This is a genomic window from Streptomyces carpinensis, assembly GCF_002154505.1.
GTDB classification, from domain to species: domain Bacteria; phylum Actinomycetota; class Actinomycetes; order Streptomycetales; family Streptomycetaceae; genus Streptomyces; species Streptomyces carpinensis.
In genome coordinates this window covers 101,312-119,334 of sequence record NZ_MUBM01000016.1, presented here as the reverse complement: position 1 = coordinate 119,334, position 18,023 = coordinate 101,312, and the positions used below count along the sequence as shown (strand labels likewise).

Here is an 18,023-nt window from a genome sequence, read left to right as displayed (position 1 = left end):
CCGCACAATGTCGCGACACCGACGTGTACTGTCCATGTTCGCCGCCTGTGCCACTACGCTCGTCGTCTCGCTCTCCGGGGGCGGGGCATCGGCCGTGGCCGGATATGACGGCCAGGCCGCACCCTTGCCGGCGCTGGGGGTGCTGGGGGCGAACTTCAACGAAAACCTCGACCAGCTCGACTACCCGGAGCTGCGCACGGCGCGCGCCGACTGGGTCCGGGGGTTCTACGCCCTGCCCGAGGCCGACCAGGTGCCGCCCGAGCGGAGCGGCACGATTGTGGCCCTCCACGACGCACACGCGCGAGGGCTTCACACCGTGCTGAGCCTGAAGTTCCCGCTGGCCGGCCGCTCGTTCCCGCAGCCGGGCACGGAAGCCATGGATGCGGAGCTGGCCCGTCTGGACCGGGTGCTGCCGCTGGTACTCGGCACCGCCGACATCGTCACCATCGGCAACGAACCGTTCGTCGAGAGCATCCCGGCCGAGCGCGATGAGCGGCTCAACCGGTTCTACGAGACCGTCGCTCGGCACGTGATCGAGGCGCGGGAGCGGCTGTGCGGGTCCGCGTGTCCCACCCACCTGTACATGGGCGCCCTGAACCGGCTGGACATACCGGCCAACCGCACTCCGGCGGTGGAGCGGTACCTCAGATTCGTTCGCGAGACGCCGGAGCTCGAGGGCGTCGACCTGCATCCGCATGTGCCCGACGAGGACGCGATCCAGCCGTTCCTCGACTACACCCTGCCCCGCCTGCGCTCCGACCAGACATTCCTGGTGACGGAGTTCTCCCTGGTCTGGTACTGGCAGAAGCACATGACCGACCGGATCCCGGCCACGTTCGCGGAGCGGTACCGCTATGCCCCCGACACCCAGGTGTGGCAGGTGATCGGTGACGCGATCGCGCACCCGTTGCCGTCGCGCGAGTGGGACGACCTGCTCGCTGAGAGCCCGTGGTTCGAGTCAAAGAAGCACCTGCTGCGAGACGAGATGGCGCGGTTCCGGAGCACGGGTCGGCTCGCCGTCGCGATGTACGGGTTCCGGCAGGTGCCGTCGATGACGGCGGGCTGGAACGCGAACAAGCCGCCGTGGCTGCTCAACAGCGTGTTCGCCACCCTCACTGTCCAGCCGCGCGGAGCCGGGATGTCGGCGCCGGGCTACGCCTGGCTCGACGACTTCCGGAGCCTGCAGTAGCGGGCGCCCACGCGGTCCCGTTTTCGCCGCGGCCCTCGTGGGGACGGGCGCTGCCGGTGCCGGTTGGGGGCCCGGGCGGACAGCCCGAGGGCCGGTGTCACCGGCAGATATGCCACTTGAGCTCGATGGCCTGCCACTGTCAGGCAGAACCTCAACCAGCGAGGGACGAGGGCCGCGGCGTGCCGTCAGCCTCCGGCAAGACCTGCAGCCGCACGGATTTAGCTCGTCGACGGTGTGTCCAAGGCGTACTCGACCGGCTGGGGGAGGGCAGGGCCGCCCGTGCTCGTGCCTCGTATCACCGCCGTGCAGAGGCGGAACCGCACGCGGACCGCAACGGCGAGTCAGCCGGCGGCCATCGCCTCGCTGGAGGGGCCCAGGGGGTTTTGGACGCCCGATCCGACTCCGCCGGTCAGTGCTGGGGGTGCGGACGGGCGTGGAACAGGGGCCGCCGCTGGGGGGTCGTACCCGCGGCGAGGTGGCCGATCTCGACGCGTGTCCTGATGGCGCGGATCACTTCGGTCAGGCCCAGAACGATGGCCATGACGCCCACGACCAGGGTCAGTGTCGCGATCGAGGCGAACGGCATGATGATCATCACGACTCCCGCCAGGGACCCGATGATGCCGAAGGCCACGTGCCAGCCGCGCGCCGGTATCTCCTGGGCGGAGGCCGCCGCGGCCGTCTCGGTGGTGCCGCGCAGCAGCCAGCTGAAGCCGATCCACAGGGCGAGCAGCAGAGTCGACTCCAGGGGGCCCCGGAAGGCGATCAGTCCCAGCAGGATGGAGGCCGCGCCGGTGATGAAATGCAGTACGCGAAGATGCCGGGGCACGTGCGTGCCGAAGGCGCCGGCCAGCTCGAAGACACCGGTGACCAGCAGATAGACGCCGAAGAGCACACCGGCGACCCGCAGCGTCGCGCCCGGCCAGACCAGGGCGATGACGCCCAGGGCGATGCTGGCGAGGCCCATGGTGAGCAGGATCTGCCAGCCCATGTTCGCCAAAGCGGCCATGCCTCCGGCCAGGGGACCCTCTTGCGGCACGGTGCCGCGCGGGGGAACGGGGCCTGGGGAATCGGTAGGAGATGTCATGACGCCTGCCTCCTCCGGGGAGCAGCGTGGTCACGTCAGTACACGTCCATCGTCACCCGGGCGGCCTCATGTTGCGCGGTGGAGACGGCGGGGGTTCGTGGCGTAGGCGGTACTCCCCGAGCGAGCTGGCTGACCGTGGTTCTCGTCCGCGACGTCCCAGCAGCCCGGCGGTACCACGAAGCCGACTCCGACGTAGAGACTGTGGCCCACCTTGCCGGCAGGCGGCACGAGCTCGGGTGGTTCTTCGGCGGCCCGCACTCGTCCGGCGATCTCTCGGATCCCGTGCTGTACGGCTGGCTCCGGCGCTGACTCCAGGAGTTCGGCCGCGGCCTGGCCGAGCGTTGTACAGGCAGTTGGGCAAGCATCGGGCAGCTGGTCAGGACCAGTACCGGGTCGGTGTACCGACGTCCGGTCCCCCCGCGGGCCATCCCGGCATCGTGCCCGCCGACTGCCACGGATTTTCCCCGGTCCCGGCCGAACTTTTCCGGCGCTGCCCTGCACGAGGACGCCGGACGCGCGGCCGGCGGGCCCGGACGGCCGAGCGACGGAGGGGGCGAGAGGCTTGCGAAGGTCCCGGCGTGGGCACTCGGAGCTCCCGGAGCCGCTATGGCCCCCGGCGGGATGCGGGCGCGACGGCCCAGTGATCGCCCAGGCAAGGGGAGAACGTGACGTGACACTGCGCATCGGGGCAGAGGAAGAGTTCCACGTGCTGGACGTGGAGAGCGGTCGGCTGGTGCCCCGCGCCCGCGCCGTACTCGACCGGCTGCACAGGCCCGGGTTCACCACCGAGCTCCAGCAGTCGGTCGTGGAGAGCAACAGCGCGGTCCACGACACCCTCGGCGCCCTCCTGGCGGAGCTGGCCCGATCACGGCGGCTGCTGGACGCGACGGCCTCCTCGCTCGGCCTCGTCACGGTGGCCGCCGGCACCGTGCCGCTGGGCCGGCCGAGCCCCCGCAACGTCACCGCCGGGCGCCGCTACCGGCACATGGCCGACGAGTACCGCAGGGTCGCCGACGAACAGCTCGTCTGCAGCGCACAGGTGCACGTCGACATACCCGACCGGGACACCGCCGTACGAGCCATGTGCCTGGTCTCGCCGTGGCTGCCGCCGCTGCTCGCGCTGTCCGCCAGCTCGCCGTTCTGGCTCGGCGCGGACACCGGCTACGCGAGCTGGCGAACCATGCTGTGGCAGCGCTGGCCCACCGCCGGGCCACCGGGCTGCTACGCCGACGCGGCCGCGTACGACGCGGCGCTGGAGGAGCTGATCCGCTCGGGCGTCATCAGCGATGCCGGTATGGCGTACCAGGACGTACGGCCCTCCGCGCACCAGCGCACGCTGGAGCTGCGGATCTGCGACGCCTGTCCGCGCGTGGAGACGGTCGTGCTGGTCGCGGGGCTCTTCCGGGCGCTGGTCCGGGACGCGTGCGACCGGCTGGCCCGCGGGGACGGTGGCCGGTGCGACGGCCACCACGAGTGGCTTCGGGCAGCAACCTGGCGAGCCGCCCGCTCGGGCCTGGAAGGCGTACTGGTCGACCCGGTCACCCGGCGCGCCGTCCCCGCCCACAGGGTGCTGCACGGCATGGCGGCCCGGCTGCGCCCCGCGCTGGAGGCGTCCGGCGACTGGGAGACCGTGCACGAACTGCTCACGCGGGCTCTGGCCGACGGCAGTGCCGCGCGCCGGCTGCGGCAGGCGGCCGAGGGCGAGGACCTGCTCGCCAGCATCGACCTGTTGGTCGCCGAGACCCGCGGCGCGGCCGGTCCGCGCGCGGCAGCGCCGGCCCGCCCCGCGCGCACCCCCCGTCCCAGCCCGGTCGCCGGAGGCGCCGCGTTCTGACGGGCCGATCCCATGTCCGCCCGCCCCGCATGCCGTCTGTCACCGGCGGTGCCCGACGACCGCCCCAGGAGAGTGGTCAGTGCCATGTCCCACGTTCCCGCTCCCGCGACCATCGCCGGCCGCCCGACCCTCCCGGCCGCCGTCCGGCCTTCCTGCGCGTCCGTAACGGATGGCAGCGCGTCCGTAACGGACGGCAGACCTCCTGCGGCAGCCGGGGAGGCCGCCGCGGAAGGGAGGTCCGCCTGATGTGCGGGCTCAGCGGCGAGGTCCGGCTCGACGGCCGGCAGCCGGACCTGGCCGCCGTCGAGCGCATGACCGACCGGCTCGCGCCCCGCGGGCCCGACGGCCGCGGACTGTGGTCGCAGGGACCCTTCGCACTCGGCCATCGGCGGTTGAAGATCATCGACCTGACGGACAGCGGCGCGCAGCCCATGGCCGACCCCCGGGCGCGGGTCGTCGGCGTGTTCAACGGGTGCGTCTACAACTACCGTGAGCTGCGCCGCGAGCTGGCCTCGCGGGGTTATCAGTTCTTCTCGGAGTCCGACACCGAGGTGGTGCTGAAGGCGTACCGGGAGTGGGGCGTTTCGTGCGTCGAACACTTCGTGGGCATGTTCGCCTTCGTGATCGTCGAGCAGGACAGCGGGAAGGTGGTCCTGGCCCGCGACCGGCTGGGCATAAAGCCGCTGTACCTCGCGGAGTCGCCCGGACGGCTCCGGTTCGCCTCCTCGCTGCCCGCGCTGCTGGCGGCCGGAGGGGTGGACACCTCCATCGACCCTGTCGCACTGCACCAATACTTCAGCTGGCACGCGACCGTGCCCGCGCCCCGCACCGTCCTCAACGGCGTGCGCAAACTGCCGCCGGCCACCGTCCGGGTCGTCGAGGCGGACGGCACGTACCGCGACCACTGCTACTGGCAGCCGGTCTACACGCGCCGCCCCGAGCACGCCGGCCTGACCGCGGAGGACTGGACGGAGGCGGTCCTGGAGGCGCTGCGCACGGCCGTGCGGCGCCGGATGGTCGCCGACGTACCGGTGGGTGTGCTGCTGTCGGGCGGCCTGGACTCCAGCCTCATCGTGGCGCTGCTGGCCGACGAGGGACAGTGCGACCTGGCCACCTTCAGTGTCGGCTTCGAGTCCGAAGGAGGGGAGGAGGGGGACGAGTTCCACTACTCCGACCTGATGGCGCGTCGCTTCGGCACCGACCACCACCAGCTGATAGTCCCCTCCGACCGGGTGTCGCAGGCCCTGGAGGGAGCCGTCCAGGCCATGAGCGAGCCCATGACCAGCCACGACGTCGTCGCCTTCCACCTGCTGTCCGAGCAGGTGGCCAAGGAGGTCAAGGTCGTGCAGAGCGGACAGGGCGCCGATGAGGTCTTCGCCGGCTACCACTGGTACCCGGAGATGGCGCGCGTGCCCCGGCACCGGGCGGCCGCCGCGTACGCCGAGACGTACTTCGACCGCCCGCACGCCCATCTCGCGCGCATGCTGGACCCCTCGGTGCTGCCCGGCCACGACGTGTCCGGCGACTTCGTGCGGGCGCACATGGCCGTGCCGGGCGCCGAGACCGCCCTGGACGCGGACCTGCGGCTGGACACGCACGTGATGATGGTCGACGACCCGGTCAAACGGGTCGACAACATGACCATGGACTGGGGTCTGGAGGCCCGCGTGCCGTTCCTCGACCACGAACTGGTCGAGCTGGCGGCCGCGTGTCCGCCCGGGCTCAAACTCGCGGACGGCGGGAAGGGCGTGCTGAAGGCGGTGGGCCGCCAGGTCCTGCCGCGGGAGGTCGTCGACCGGCCCAAGGGCTACTTCCCGGTCCCGGCGATCAAGCACATGGCCGGGCCGGTGCTGCAACGCGTCCGCGAGGCCCTCTCCGCCCCCGAGGCGCGGGCCCGCGGGCTGTTCCGCCGGAGTTACGTCGACGAACTGCTCGCCGCGCCCGACGCCCACCGCACCAAGCGCGGGGCGAACGCGCTGTGGCAGGTTGCCTTGCTGGAAATATGGCTACAGACCCACGAGATCCACTGACCGGCGAACCCTCCTTCCCACCGGGCCCGGCCGGGGGCGCCGAGGGGGGCGTTCGGGCTGCCACGCCGAGTGACGCGCCACGGCGCCCACGCCCCGACAGGCCCGGGAGCGCGACGGAGGGCCCGCGGCCCGACCGGACCGGCACGGACCGCCACGGGACCGGCCCGGCCGAGGACCGGGCGGGCCCTGCCCGGGAGGAACCGGCCGAGACCACGGCGGACGTCCCACGTGGCGACCGGGCCGGGATCACGGCAGACCCGGCAGACCGCTCCGAGCCCGGCCGGCCGAAAGGCGCGGCCGGCCCCGAGCCCCGACGCCGAACCGGAGACGGGGCGAACCCCCCACCTGGCGGCCGGGAGGGGAACTGGACCGACCGGACCCGGAGCGCGCCGGGTCGTTCATGGCCCCGCCGAACCCGCGACGGGAGAGGCCCCGTCCGCAGAGAGTGGGCAGCCGAGGGCGAGGCACGCTTCGCGGGAGGCGACCGGACCGGCGAGGAAGAGGACCCCGTGTGGAGCGGCCGGGCCGTGGCCGCGGCGGATCCGCCACGACCGATGCGGACGGAGCACGGTGCGGATCCGGTGCGCACCCCGTCGCCACCTCGGAGCCGGCCGCATCCGGCAGGGAGCGCCACGGACGGGCCGTACGCCGCAGGGAGCACCACGGACCGGCCGCACCCGTACGAGGGCGTGGCCGACCAGTCGCCGACAAAGCCGTCAGAGCCCGGCGCGGAGCGCTCGGCGACCGTGGCCGGCGAGCTTTCCGGGCCTGCGGGGGACGGCGAGGCGCAGGCCGCGCCCGAGGCTCTGTTGGTACCGGACGCGGCCGTGCCGCTGGACGCCGTGCCCCGGGTGCTCGTCTCGCACGGCTGCTGGTACCCCTCGGTGGATCCCGGTGGGCGCCATGTCGCGTTCATCTGCGACCGGGGCGGGGTGCCTCAGTTGTGGGAGGGGCCGGTCGACAGCGACGACGTGCATCTGCTGGATGCCGAACCGGATCCGGTGGCCGAGGTCGCCTGGTCGCCCGACGGGCGGTGGATCGCCTACACCACCGCACCGGGGGGCAGCGAGCACACGCGTGTGCTGTGCGTGCGCCCCGACGGCACGGGGCGGCGGGTCTTGGCGGGCGGCGAGCCGGGGAGCTCGGCGTACCTCGGCTGCTGGACGCACGACGGTTCCGCGCTCGCGGTGACGGTCGCCGAGGCCCCCGCGTACCCTCCACCGGCCGGTGCGGAGGCCGGCGCCGGAAGCGCCGGGCAGAGCGGTGCCGCCGGTCCTGGCGCGGGCGCCGCCTCCCCTGCCTCGCCCGTCTCCGGCGCTGCCGCGACGGTTCACCCGGAGGGCTGGACCGCACGGGACGGTCGCGCCACTCTCCTGGGCGCACCGTCCCGCCCCGCGCCGCCGACCGGTCACGTCACCACCGTCTCCGCCGCAGCGGACCGCGATGCGGCCACGGCCGAACCCGCGCCCAGGACGCTGTCGGCGTACCTCGTCGACCCCGACGGCTCGGCCGCACCCGTGCTGCTGGCGAGCGAACGGGAGGCCGCCACCCTGCGCGTGTGCGACATCAGCAGGGACGGGCGACTGGCGCTGGTGCGCCGGGGGCCGCGGGCCAGGCGGGAGGCCCTGGTCGTGCGCACCCGGGATCTGCGGGTGACCTGCGCGGTGCCGGTCGCCGACGGCGACCCGTGGATCGGCGCGTTCGCGCCGGACGCCCGTACGCTGTGGCTGCGCAGCGACCACGAACGTGAGTACGCCGCCCTGTACGCGGTCGCCCTCGACCCGCGGGGAGGACGGCTCGGTCTGACGGTGGCCGCCCAACGCGACGGCAGCGGGCTGGAGTTGCTGGCTCTGGACCGTGACGGCCGCGGCGCGGTGCTGGTCTGGAACGTGCGCGGCGTCAGTGAGCTGGAGGTGGCCCCACTGGTCCCGGTGCCCGGGACGGCCCTCGAGCCGTCCCGCGCCGTGCCGCTTCCGCACGAGGTCGTCACCCGCGTGGCAGTCACAGCGGACCCGGACGCGCCCGTCGTGGCGCTGTCGGGATCGCTGCGCCGGCCCGGTGTGTGGTGGCTGCCCCAGGGCGCCGAGCTGCGCACCCCGTGGTCCTCACGGGACGAGGACGTCGTCGCCCCCGGCGTTCACCGTCCCGTACGGCCGGTGCCGGTGCGGCCCCTCGCCCGGGACGGACTGGGCCTCGGCGGCTGGTACTACCGGGCGCGGGGACGCTCGCCGAGGGAGGCCGCGCCGTGCGTCCTGCATCTGCACGGCGGCCCGGAGGAGCAGGAGCGCCCGGTGTTCGATCCGCTCTACCACGAGTTGCTGGGCCGGGGACTGGACGTCTTCGCCCCCGATGTGCGCGGCTCCTCCGGTTACGGCCGTTCCTTCGTCGACGCGGATCTCGGCAGGGGCCGGTTCGCCGCGATCGACGACGTCGCCGACTGCGCGGCGCACGTTGTCCTGGAGGGCCTGGCCGACCCGGTCCGGCTGGCCGTGATGGGCCACTCCTACGGCGGCTATCTGGTCATGGCGTCCCTCGTGTGGCATCCGGAGCTGTTCCGCACCGGCGTCCCGGTGTGCGGGATGTCGAACTTCGCGACGTTCTTCGCGGGCACCGAGCCGTGGCTGGCGCAGTCGGCCGCACACAAGTACGGGCATCCGGACCGTGACCGGGAGCTGCTGCGGGTGCTGTCGCCGATGAGCCGCATCGACGCGCTGCGCGTGCCGCTGCTGGCCGTGCACGGCGAGCACGACACCAACGTGCCGCCGGGCGAGTCCGAGCAGTTCGTGCGGGCGGCCCGGGAGCGTGGGGTGGAGGCGGAACTCCTCGTCCTGCGCGACGAGGGTCACTACTTCCGGCGGGCGGACAACCGCCGGGCATTCCGCAGGACCGCCGCCGACTGGATCCAGCGTCACTTGACCGGCTGACATCGGGGCGTTTCGTCTTCGGCCGTGCCCGGGCACTGCTCGGTCAGCACGCTCCTCGCTGTCGCCGTCGGGTTGTCCAGAGAGGTCCTGGGGGTTCACTGCAGGCGTCATCCGGCCTTCCAGGCAAACCCGGCCCTCCGGAAGCCGGTCGGCAGGGTGGGAGAGCCGCGGTCGTCGTAGACGCCCTGGCGGTGTTGCAGGTGCCGCCGGTCGTTCTTCGGTGGCCGGGTGCTTGTACTCGCGCGGCGCGTCGGTGCGACCGGCGCCGCACACGGTCAGCAAACACTCTCCGAGGAGCTGTGAAGGGACTGTAGGATCAGGCCATTTGTGAGACGGGTGCGTTGGCCGGGGGGCCAGGGGCGCCGGAGAGCGGTGCACGTCCCGTCTCGGGTACCTAGGGAGGGTCCAGTTGGCTCGTCATGCCTCTGCACGTCTGAGTCTCGTCGCCGCCACAGCGGTCGTGTCTCTGTCGCTGGCTGCCGGTCCGGCCTCCTGGACCGCTTCCGCCGATGCCGGGACGTTCAGCAGGACCACGATTGCCGCGACCATGCGCGTCACACCGGACTCCGGCTATGTGGTGAGCGCCGGGACTTCCGGGTTCCTGCACTCCGCCACCACCACTAACGGTCCCTCCGGCCTGGAGTGGACGGGCGCGGACGGCTCGACCCGGAAGCTCGAGGGCACGCATCTGTACGACCCTGTGGAGTACTACGGAACGGCATCGGACGTAGTGGCGCTGCCGCCCGGCGGGGCCACGGGCGACGTACTGCTGCGGAACATGGTCACCGACGAGACCACAACCGTCACTGTCCCCAAGGGGCAGAAGTACAGCAGAACGATCGGGACCACCGTGGTCACCGAGGGCGGAGGTGCCGACGGGAAGTGGACCGAGTTTCATCTGCTGACCGATGAGAACGGGACCACGGAGGACCGTCGAGTGACAGGCCTTCCCGAGGGGGCCTACGTCATCAATGTCGGGCGAGCCGGCGTCCATGGGTTCCTCTCGCTTCTGAAGGTCCCCGGAGACGACGTAGCACAGTACGCATGGGTCGATCTCCGCACCGCGGAAGCCACGTTTCTGCCGTACGGCACGGTGTACGGGAATTCCGTGGTGACCGCTCTCCATCTGGTCACCCCCCAGGCCGGCGGCGTGCGGATCTATGAGCAGGGCCGGTTCGACACCCCTTTGCGCGAGGTCCAGGTCAGCCTCACGGACGCCAAGGTTCTCGGCGTCGTCGGCGACTCGCTGATCGTGGGCCGCTACGACCCTTCGCTCGGCCAGAAGGATTACCAGGCGTCCGTCTGGAGAGTCGTGGCCGTCCCCTTCGACGGTTCCGGCGAGCGGACGCTTCTCGCCCGTGCGGTGGCGGACCGTGTCGCCGTCCGACCGGACGGCGGCCTTCAGATCGTCGGCGGCCGGTCCGCGCAGGACTACGGCTACCAGGACATCACTGCCGGGGCGGACGCCGTACCGCACGCGACTCGTGTGCTCCGCATCCTGCCGGTCCCGATGCAGCTCCAGCGGCTGACGCTGGATCACGGCACCGTCACGACCCTGGAGTACGGCGATCGAGCCACCTTTGCGTACCAGCGCCTGCTCACCGAAACCGCGCCCGGATACGGCGAACGTGTGCGGGTCGGCGGCCTGCCGGCCCCGTACGACAAGTGCAGCGCCGGCTACGGACTGTGCCCCGAGCTGTATCCCACCGGGGACGGCCGGACCGTGTACCGCGGGGCAGTGAGCGTGGGCGGCGACTGGCAGCCCAAGCTGTTCGTCGTGGGCAAGGGCGAGACGTTTCCCGGCACTCCCATCGAAACGGGCCTCCAGGATTCCTTCGACGAATCCGAGGCACAGACGAGGATCGTGGGGGCATCCGAGAGCCTGGTGCTGGTCGACGGCACACCTGCGGGCGGCGGCCGGGAACTCCGGGTCGTCGACATCCACTCCGGCAAGGTCCTGCACAAGGAGCCGTATCAGACGGGTGCGATCTGGGGGACCACTCTGTGGTCCTCGACCCCGGGCGGCACGGTGACCGCCAAGGACGCGCGCACCGGGACCTCGCTGACGTCCTTCGCGGTGAGCACCAGGTGCTCCTCCATGGTCGATCTTCAGGCTGTCGGCCGATGGCTGTACTGGAAGTGCAACGTCAGCAACGCTCCGGACGCCGCAGGCGTCTACGACCTCCAGTCCAGGAAGAGCATCCCGCTTCCCTCCGCCGGGCAGGCCCACCTCGGCGACGGTGTCGTCGCCGTCCGGGCCGGGCAGGGGCTCGGTGTCTACGGCCTGCAGACCGGGGCGGCCGTCCAGCGGTGGGCAACCGACACCGCGGGGCTCGTGGCGCTCGACCCGCGCAACGGTGATCTCGCGTACTCCACACCGGACCAGGCCGTCCACGTCCTGAACACCGGGCGACCCGAGGCGGCCCTGGTCTCTCCCTACCGGAACGTCACCGCGCGGGTGGAGACGGACGCGACGCCGCTCTCCTGGCGCGGCGAATGGTGGCTGTCCGAACCGGCGGCCTCCTGGAAGGTGGAGATACGCCACAAGGCCACGGGCCGCGTCGTCGCCACGCGCAGGGGCGGACCGGCCACGTACTCGATCGCGACGACATGGGACGGCCGTGGCACGACGGGCGGACTGATTCCCAACGGCTCGTACACCTGGACGCTGACGGCTGTGCCGGCGGACGGGCAGGGTGCAGCGTTCGTCCAGTCCGGCACGGTTCGGCTGACGGGTGGCGCGGCGGTGTGGCGGGACCACGTCGGCGGCTCGTCGCTGCCCGACGGTGTGGGAGACCTCCTGACGCTGAACTCCTCGGGGGCGCTCACCTTCCAGCAGGGGGACGGGGCCGGGAAGTTCTCCGGGAAGGTGTCGGCGAGTGGCTGGTCGACCTCGGTCAGAGCCGTGCCCCTCGGCGATCTCAGCGGCGACCGCTGCAACGACGTCCTGGTCCGGCTGAGCAACGGCGCCCTGCGCCTTTACAAGCCGGCCTGCGGGGCGGCGCTGAAGCCGTCGACGCCGTACACCACACTCGGCAGCAGCGGCTGGACCCAGTACGACGTCCTGACCGCGCCCGGTGACGTGACCAAGGACGGCCGTCCCGACCTGATCGCGCGCAATGCCTCCACGGGAGCCGTCTACCTCTACAAGAGCACCAGCACCGGCAAGTTGTCCTCGCGCGTCAAGCTCTACGACAGTTGGAAGGGCTACAAGAAGATCGTCGGCGCCGGAGACCTCAACGGCGACGGCATCGGCGACCTCCTCCTCCAGGACAAGGCCGACAATCTCTACCGCCTCAACGGAACCGGCAAGGGAACCTTCACGTCCCGGGTGAAGATCGCCGGCAACTGGGGCGGCTCGTACAACGCGGTCGTCGGCGTCGGGGACATCACCGGCGACGGCAGGGCCGACATCGTCGCCCGGGACACCGCGGGCAACCTCTACCGGCAGAACGGCACCGGCAAGGGCACCTTCGGCTCCCGTACGAAGATCGCGAGCGGCTGGGCCGGCTACAAGGGCCTTTTCTAGCCGCCCGTTGCGCACGCTACGCCCCCGGCGAGGGAATCGCCGGGGGCGTGTCAGCCGGGCGGTGCGAGGTGCTTGCCCGCGCATCCTGGGACCGGACGCTGCTCCAGGTTCCGGGGCACGCACCCCGTTCCCGCCGCGGTGGCCACCGGGTCGCGTGGCCGCCGCGACGCGAGCGGGAAGGAGAGCCGCCAGGTGTCAGCCGCGCAGTGTCGCCATGCCGGCCGCACTGATCTTGGAGAACCGCAGGGACTGGCCCGGATCCGAGCTGCCGCCCGGGGCGTTGTCCTGCTCGTAGTTCGAGTTGTAGTGACCCTTGGCACCGACGCTCTTGTAGAAGGTCGTGTAGTCGATGTCGCTGCGGGGGTCGCCGAAGGGGATGAAGTTGTAGCCGTTGCCGACACCGGGTGCCTCGCCGGTGGCATCGCCGTCCTTGGCGTGGAACAGCTGGTAGCGCTGCGGCTGCTTGGCGACCTGGGCGGCCGGGTCGAAGACGTCCTCGACGCGGTTGCCCTCCCAGTCGTAGCGCCACCGCCACTGGTGCTGGGCGACGTGCGCCCAGTACACGTCCATCTCGATGACGCACAGGGCCGGGTCGGTGACGTCGAGATAGTGCTGCATGAGGCGTTTACCCGACTCTCCCCGCACCTGCGTGGGCGCGATCGGCTTTCCTGTCACGCGGTCCTCGGTCACGGTGACCATGGGACCGTCCTGCAGGAAGTTGTACGCCGGCGAGTGGTTGTGGGTGTACAGGTGGATGCCCCACTGGAGGCTGAGCGTGTTCAGCGCCTCCCATTTCTCGCCGGCGACGGTCCACGGCTCGATGTTGCGGTTGCCCGCGTTCGTCGGGTCGCTGCCGGTGCCCATGAACGGCGTGCCCAGGATCGCCGCGAATTCGAGCTCGGTCTGCAGCCGCTCGTAGTCCTGTGCGGCCATGGCGCCGCCGGGGCTGTTCGGGCCGTTCCACGTGTTCGGGATGAACCCGTGGTTGCCGATCACCTCCAGACCGTACGCGTCGAGGAAGCCGCGCAGCGTGCGCGCGTACGCCAGGTACGCTGCCCGCGACTGCGGTGTGGTGATGCCGCCCGGCGCCGGGTTGGGCACGTCGCCGCCGGGGTTCGCGGCGTTCTGGCCGTAGCCGGCGAACTCGATCTGCTTGAAGCCGCAGTTCGCCAGGAACTCGAACAGCTCCACCCAGCCGCCGGGCAGCGGCACGAGCGGGCCGAGGTCGGTGGGGTCCTGCGGGAAGTTCGGCCCGCCCAGGTAGCCCATGGTGGGTGAAACGCCGAGCCGCGCGCTCGCCGCGATGCCGACCCGCGTGGGCACGTCGCGCTGGCTGTAGGCGATCGTGCCCAGCTTGCCGCCCGGGATGAGCCGCCCGCCGGCCGCGCTCGCCTGGGCCGGCGTGAACACCGATGCGGGGCCGATCGGGCTGAACGCCGCGGCCACCGCCGCGCCCGCGCCAACCATGAACCGGCGCCGGTTGAACTTGCTGTCGAAGGCCATCGTGGTCCCTCTTTCGAAGTGGCTGAACCAGATCTGGGCCGGGGCGCCGTGGTGATCGCACGGCGCCCCGGCCGCGGGGTGGTGCTAGGACGCGCTCACTCCTTGTCCGCCGAACTCGGCCCAGTTGAGGTTGAACAGGTTGCCGCCGGTCTGGCCGCCGTCGACCGACTTGAACACGAGGTAGATCTTGTGCTTGCCGCCCGGGTCGGTGATCGGGAACTTCTGGCTCTGCCAGGTCGCCGTGCCACCGGTCGACGTGAGATTCGCCGTGGTGAGAATCGGCCCGCCGACCGAGTCGAGACGGACCTCGACGGCGGCCATCGGGCTGCCCGCCGGCACCTGCGTCGACGTGCTCGCCACCCGGAACGTCAGCGAGTCGGTGTTGAGCAGGTTGAACGGGCCGTTCAGGGCGATCCAGTCGCCGCTGCCGAGGCTGCCGCGGTGCTGACTGCCGCCGTCCGGGTCGTTCGTCGTGGCGACGGTGGTACCGGACTCCTCCAGGGCGACCTCGGCCTCCTGGCGCTTTTGCCGGATCTGATTCTGAGCGACCGTCGTCAGCGCCGGAACGCCGCCGGCTCCGCCCTTATCGGTGTACGAGGCGCTGATGACACCGAACACGTTGCCCCCGTGGGACACGTCGTTGGCATCGGTCGCCAGCACACCCGTGCAGCCGTGGGCGCTCTGCTCGGCGTGGCCGTGGGTGTCGTGGCCGAGGACGAACGTCACCTCGACCTTGCTGCAGTCGATCGTCCCGTCCTCGGGATCGGTGACCGTCACCGAGAACGGGATGCTCTCGCCGAAGGAGAACAGGCCGCCGTCGACCGGCGTCTTGACGGTCACGGTGGGCGCGGTGTTGCCGACCGTGATGGTCGTGTTCGCCGAGGCGGACTTGCCGCTGGAGTCGAGCACCGTCAGCTTCGCGGTGTACTGTCCCGGCGTCGTGTAGGTGTACTGCGGGTCGGGGTCGATCGAGTCGACGGTTCCGTCACCGTTGAAGTCCCACTCGAACCGGATCGAGTCGCCCGCGTCGGGATCCCGCGAACCGGCGCTGGAGAACTGCACGTTCAGCGGCGCGGAGCCGTTCGTCGGCGTCGCCGCGAGCACCGGGATCGGTGCGCGCTTGCCCTTGACGTAGTCCCACCGGTACAGGCCGGCGTCGGGGTTGCTGTTGAAGAAGCCGTCGCCGTAGCCGAGCAGGTAGAAGTGACCGTCCCCGTCGAACTGCATGTCCATCGGGTTGTCGCACTCGAACGGCTTGCTCGTGTCCGGGACCCGCTTGGCGTTGAGACCGGCACAGTCGAGCACGTCGTTGATCTTGAACACTCGGCCCTTCGAGTCCAGGCGGACCTCCTTGAGGGTGTCCCGGGTGAACTCGCCCATGAAGACCGCGTTGTCGTAGTACGGCGGCAGCTTCGTCTGATCCGGGTTGTCCGGGTCGAAGTGGTACTTGGCCGCGCCCTGCGGGCCGACACCGCCGGTGCCCAGCTCGGGGAACAGCCGCGGGCAACTGGTGGCGCCGGAGCCGTTGTAGTAGGCGAGGCACGGCGTACCGATCGGGTTGTCCGCCCGGTTCTCGGGTGTGTACGAGTACCAGATGTCCGGGTTGGTGATCGGCGGGCCGTACTCGAGGCCGGGCTCGACGGTGGGCCCGCCTTCGAGGTTCCACCGGGAGTTGTTCTGCGGCCCGTGCTCGGGGTTGTTGCACTCGAACTGCTGCGGCGGACTGTCCAGCGGCGTGGAGGTGTTGAAGTTCCAGCGGTAGTACGGCAGGTCCGTCCGGTAGCACAGCGGCCAGCCGTAGTTCGCCGGCTTGCGCACGATCTCCACCCGGCCGGTTCCAGCCGGCCCGCGGAAGTTCTGCGGGGTCTGCGAGTCGGGCGAGTAGTCGGTGATGTAGGCGACGTCGTTCTCGTCGACCTGGACCCGGAACGGGTTGCGGAAGCCCATGGCGTAGATCTCCGGACGGGTCTTGTCCTTGCCGACCGGGAAGAGGTTGCCCGAGGGGACCGTGTAGGCGCCGCCGAACTTGTTCTGGTCGCCGGCGGCGATGTCGCCGTCCTTGACCGAGATGCGCAGGAGCTTGCCGCGCAGGTCGTTGGTGTTCTGCGCCGAGCGGCGAGCGTCGACGAACGGGGCGTTGTACTGCCCGCTCGTGGTCTTCATGTCGTTGAAGGGAGAGAAGCCCCCGGAGTTGCCGCTACCGGCGGGGGTGTCGTCGCCGGTGACCATCCACAGGTTGTTGTGCTTGTCGAAGTCGATGTCACCCGCGACGTGGCAGCAGGCGCCGCGGTTGACCGGAACCCGCATGATCTGCTGCTCGGAGCCGACATCGAGGTGCGCCGGCGTGTCCCCGGCGGCGTCGACGAACTTGAAACGGGACAGCTGGAAGTACCCGACCCAGGGATCCCAGACCGCCGGCGAGTCCCCGGTGGTCGGCGCGTCCGCCGTCGGAGTCGTCTGCGTGACGACCTCACCCGTCGACAGCTTCACGTCCTTCACAGTGGGAGGCGCGTAGTAGAGGTAGACCCAGTGGTTGGTCTTGAAGTCGTTGTCGATCCCCGGCCCGTACATGCCGTCTTCGCTGTTCTGGTAGACCGGGATCTGGGCCAGCACGGTGGTCGTGTTCGACTTGGTGTCGTGCAGGCGGACGCTGCCGCGGCGGTCGGTCTGGATGGCCCGGCCGTCGGGAAGGACGTCGAAGCCGATCGGCTCGCCCAGGTTCGGCGGGGCTGCTACGGCCGTCTGCTGGTAGTTGGACAGCACTGTCGCACCGCAGTCGGAGTACACCGGATCGGCCTGCCCGGCAGCCCACTTGATCGCGCCACCGAGGTGCGAGCGCATGTCGCCCTCGCGGAAACTGGCCGCGGTGTTGCCGAGCGCGGTGTAGAAGGAGCGGCCCCCCTCGAAGTCCTTGCACCAGGTGACCGGGTGGTCGGCCCCCATCGTGCCGCCGCTGATGCCGGTGAGCGTGTCACCCGACGGCTGCTGCTTGAAGGTGTCCTCGACGACGGTGGCCAGGACATGGCTCTTGCCGCGCACATTGGACTTGAAGTTGTACCAGGCGTCGGAACGGGTCCAGTACTCCGGCAGGTTCTTCGACGCCTCGTGGACGCGGTCTGCGACCTTGATGGTGCCGGGCTGCACGTCGGTCCGGCCGGATGCGCGGGTGCCGAGGACGTCGGACAGGAATTTCCAGTCGGGCTGGGCCTCGATCGCCGAGCCGACGGCGACGAGGCCGCCGCCCGCGCGGTAGTACGACTCGAAGGCGTCCTGCTGGGCGGTGGTGAGCACGTCGCCGCTCGTATTGAGGAAGACGACGGCGCGGTACTGCTTGAGGTGCTCCTCGTCGAACTTTCGGGCGTCGTCGGTCACCTGAACCGCGAACCGGAGCTGATCGCCCAACTGTCTTATGGCGTCCACACCGGCGTTGGTCAGCGACGAGTGTGCCTCTGTGGATTTCGTGAAGACCAGGACTCTGTACTGATTGCCGGAGCTCTCCGGCACGGGCGCAGCCGGGGCGGACGCCGCGGCCGGAACAGACGCCGACGCCAAGCCGATGAGCGTGCTGCCCACGAGGGCGAGCAGCACGCCGAACGTGGTGAGGCGACGGCGGAGGGCTATGCGCATGGAACCTCCTCAGGGGTACGCCCGACCAACGGACCGTCATGCGGAGACGGCCCGGCCGGGGAAGGTGCGGTATGCGCCGGTATGCCGGAAGAAAAGGCAGACGGGTGATCAGTCGCTGCAGTGCGGGTGGGACGGGGTGACGGCAGGTGCGTGCACGACGCCGAGCTGCGCGTCAGCGCCCACCGGGATCGCTGGTGAGCGGCTGGCTCGGGCCAAGTTCCTGCGCGGATCGTATAGCCGCGAATGCGCCAAAGAAAGAGTCCGGTCCGCGCAAGTTTTAAGTAAAGGGGCAGAACTTCT

The 18,023-nt window shown here is 71.0% G+C and carries 8 protein-coding genes; 5 read left to right on the top strand and 3 right to left on the bottom strand.

The window, feature by feature from the left end; translation table 11 throughout:
- Positions 1–7 precede the first annotated feature (7 nt).
- Positions 8–1,189, top strand: a complete 1,182-nt coding sequence (locus BZY54_RS03000; protein ID WP_244216927.1) for a hypothetical protein — start codon at positions 8–10, stop codon at positions 1,187–1,189.
- Between the two features lie 409 nt (positions 1,190–1,598).
- On the opposite strand, the gene BZY54_RS02995 is transcribed toward BZY54_RS03000, so the two are convergent.
- The gene (locus BZY54_RS02995; RefSeq protein WP_086722848.1) at positions 1,599–2,276 is read right to left on the bottom strand and encodes an HdeD family acid-resistance protein; all 678 of its coding nucleotides are present in this window, start codon (positions 2,274–2,276) and stop codon (positions 1,599–1,601) included.
- Positions 2,277–2,946: 670 nt separating this feature from the next.
- Between BZY54_RS02995 and BZY54_RS02990 the strand changes: the two genes are divergently transcribed.
- The 4 genes from BZY54_RS02990 (at position 2,947) to BZY54_RS02975 (ending at position 12,593) form a co-directional block, all read left to right on the top strand.
- Positions 2,947–4,110: a carboxylate-amine ligase gene (locus tag BZY54_RS02990; RefSeq protein ID WP_086722847.1), complete on the top strand. Its 1,164-nt coding sequence runs from the start codon at positions 2,947–2,949 to the stop codon at positions 4,108–4,110.
- Positions 4,111–4,355: 245 nt separating this feature from the next.
- Entirely contained in the window at positions 4,356–6,140 is a 1,785-nt protein-coding gene (locus tag BZY54_RS02985) for an N-acetylglutaminylglutamine amidotransferase (protein ID WP_086722846.1), read from the top strand.
- 746 nt (positions 6,141–6,886) lie between these two features.
- The gene (locus BZY54_RS02980) at positions 6,887–9,064 is read left to right on the top strand and encodes a S9 family peptidase (RefSeq protein ID WP_244216926.1); all 2,178 of its coding nucleotides are present in this window, start codon (positions 6,887–6,889) and stop codon (positions 9,062–9,064) included.
- Between the two features lie 547 nt (positions 9,065–9,611).
- A complete protein-coding gene (locus BZY54_RS02975) occupies positions 9,612–12,593 on the top strand; it encodes an FG-GAP repeat domain-containing protein (RefSeq protein ID WP_086722845.1) in 2,982 nt (993 codons plus the stop codon).
- Positions 12,594–12,788: 195 nt separating this feature from the next.
- On the opposite strand, the gene BZY54_RS02970 is transcribed toward BZY54_RS02975, so the two are convergent.
- Together BZY54_RS02970 and BZY54_RS02965 are read right to left on the bottom strand one after the other, a co-directional pair.
- Positions 12,789–14,096 (bottom strand): sugar phosphate isomerase/epimerase family protein, encoded by a 1,308-nt coding sequence (locus BZY54_RS02970; RefSeq protein WP_086722841.1) that lies wholly within the window; start codon positions 14,094–14,096, stop codon positions 12,789–12,791.
- Between the two features lie 84 nt (positions 14,097–14,180).
- Entirely contained in the window at positions 14,181–17,723 is a 3,543-nt protein-coding gene (locus tag BZY54_RS02965; protein WP_086722840.1) for a ThuA domain-containing protein, read from the bottom strand.
- Positions 17,724–18,023: the final 300 nt, after the last annotated feature.

Excerpts from the sequence above, each read along its gene's own strand:
- BZY54_RS02975 (WP_086722845.1), top strand. The coding sequence starts at position 9,612 with ATGCGCGTCACACCGGACTCCGGCTATGTGGTGAGCGCCGGGACTTCC.
- BZY54_RS03000 (WP_244216927.1), top strand. The coding sequence starts at position 8 with ATGTCGCGACACCGACGTGTACTGTCCATGTTCGCCGCCTGTGCCACT.
- BZY54_RS02985 (WP_086722846.1), top strand. The coding sequence starts at position 4,356 with ATGTGCGGGCTCAGCGGCGAGGTCCGGCTCGACGGCCGGCAGCCGGAC.
- BZY54_RS02965 (WP_086722840.1), bottom strand. The coding sequence starts at position 17,723 with ATGCGCATAGCCCTCCGCCGTCGCCTCACCACGTTCGGCGTGCTGCTC.
- BZY54_RS02995 (WP_086722848.1), bottom strand. The coding sequence starts at position 2,276 with ATGACATCTCCTACCGATTCCCCAGGCCCCGTTCCCCCGCGCGGCACC.
- BZY54_RS02970 (WP_086722841.1), bottom strand. The coding sequence starts at position 14,096 with ATGGCCTTCGACAGCAAGTTCAACCGGCGCCGGTTCATGGTTGGCGCG.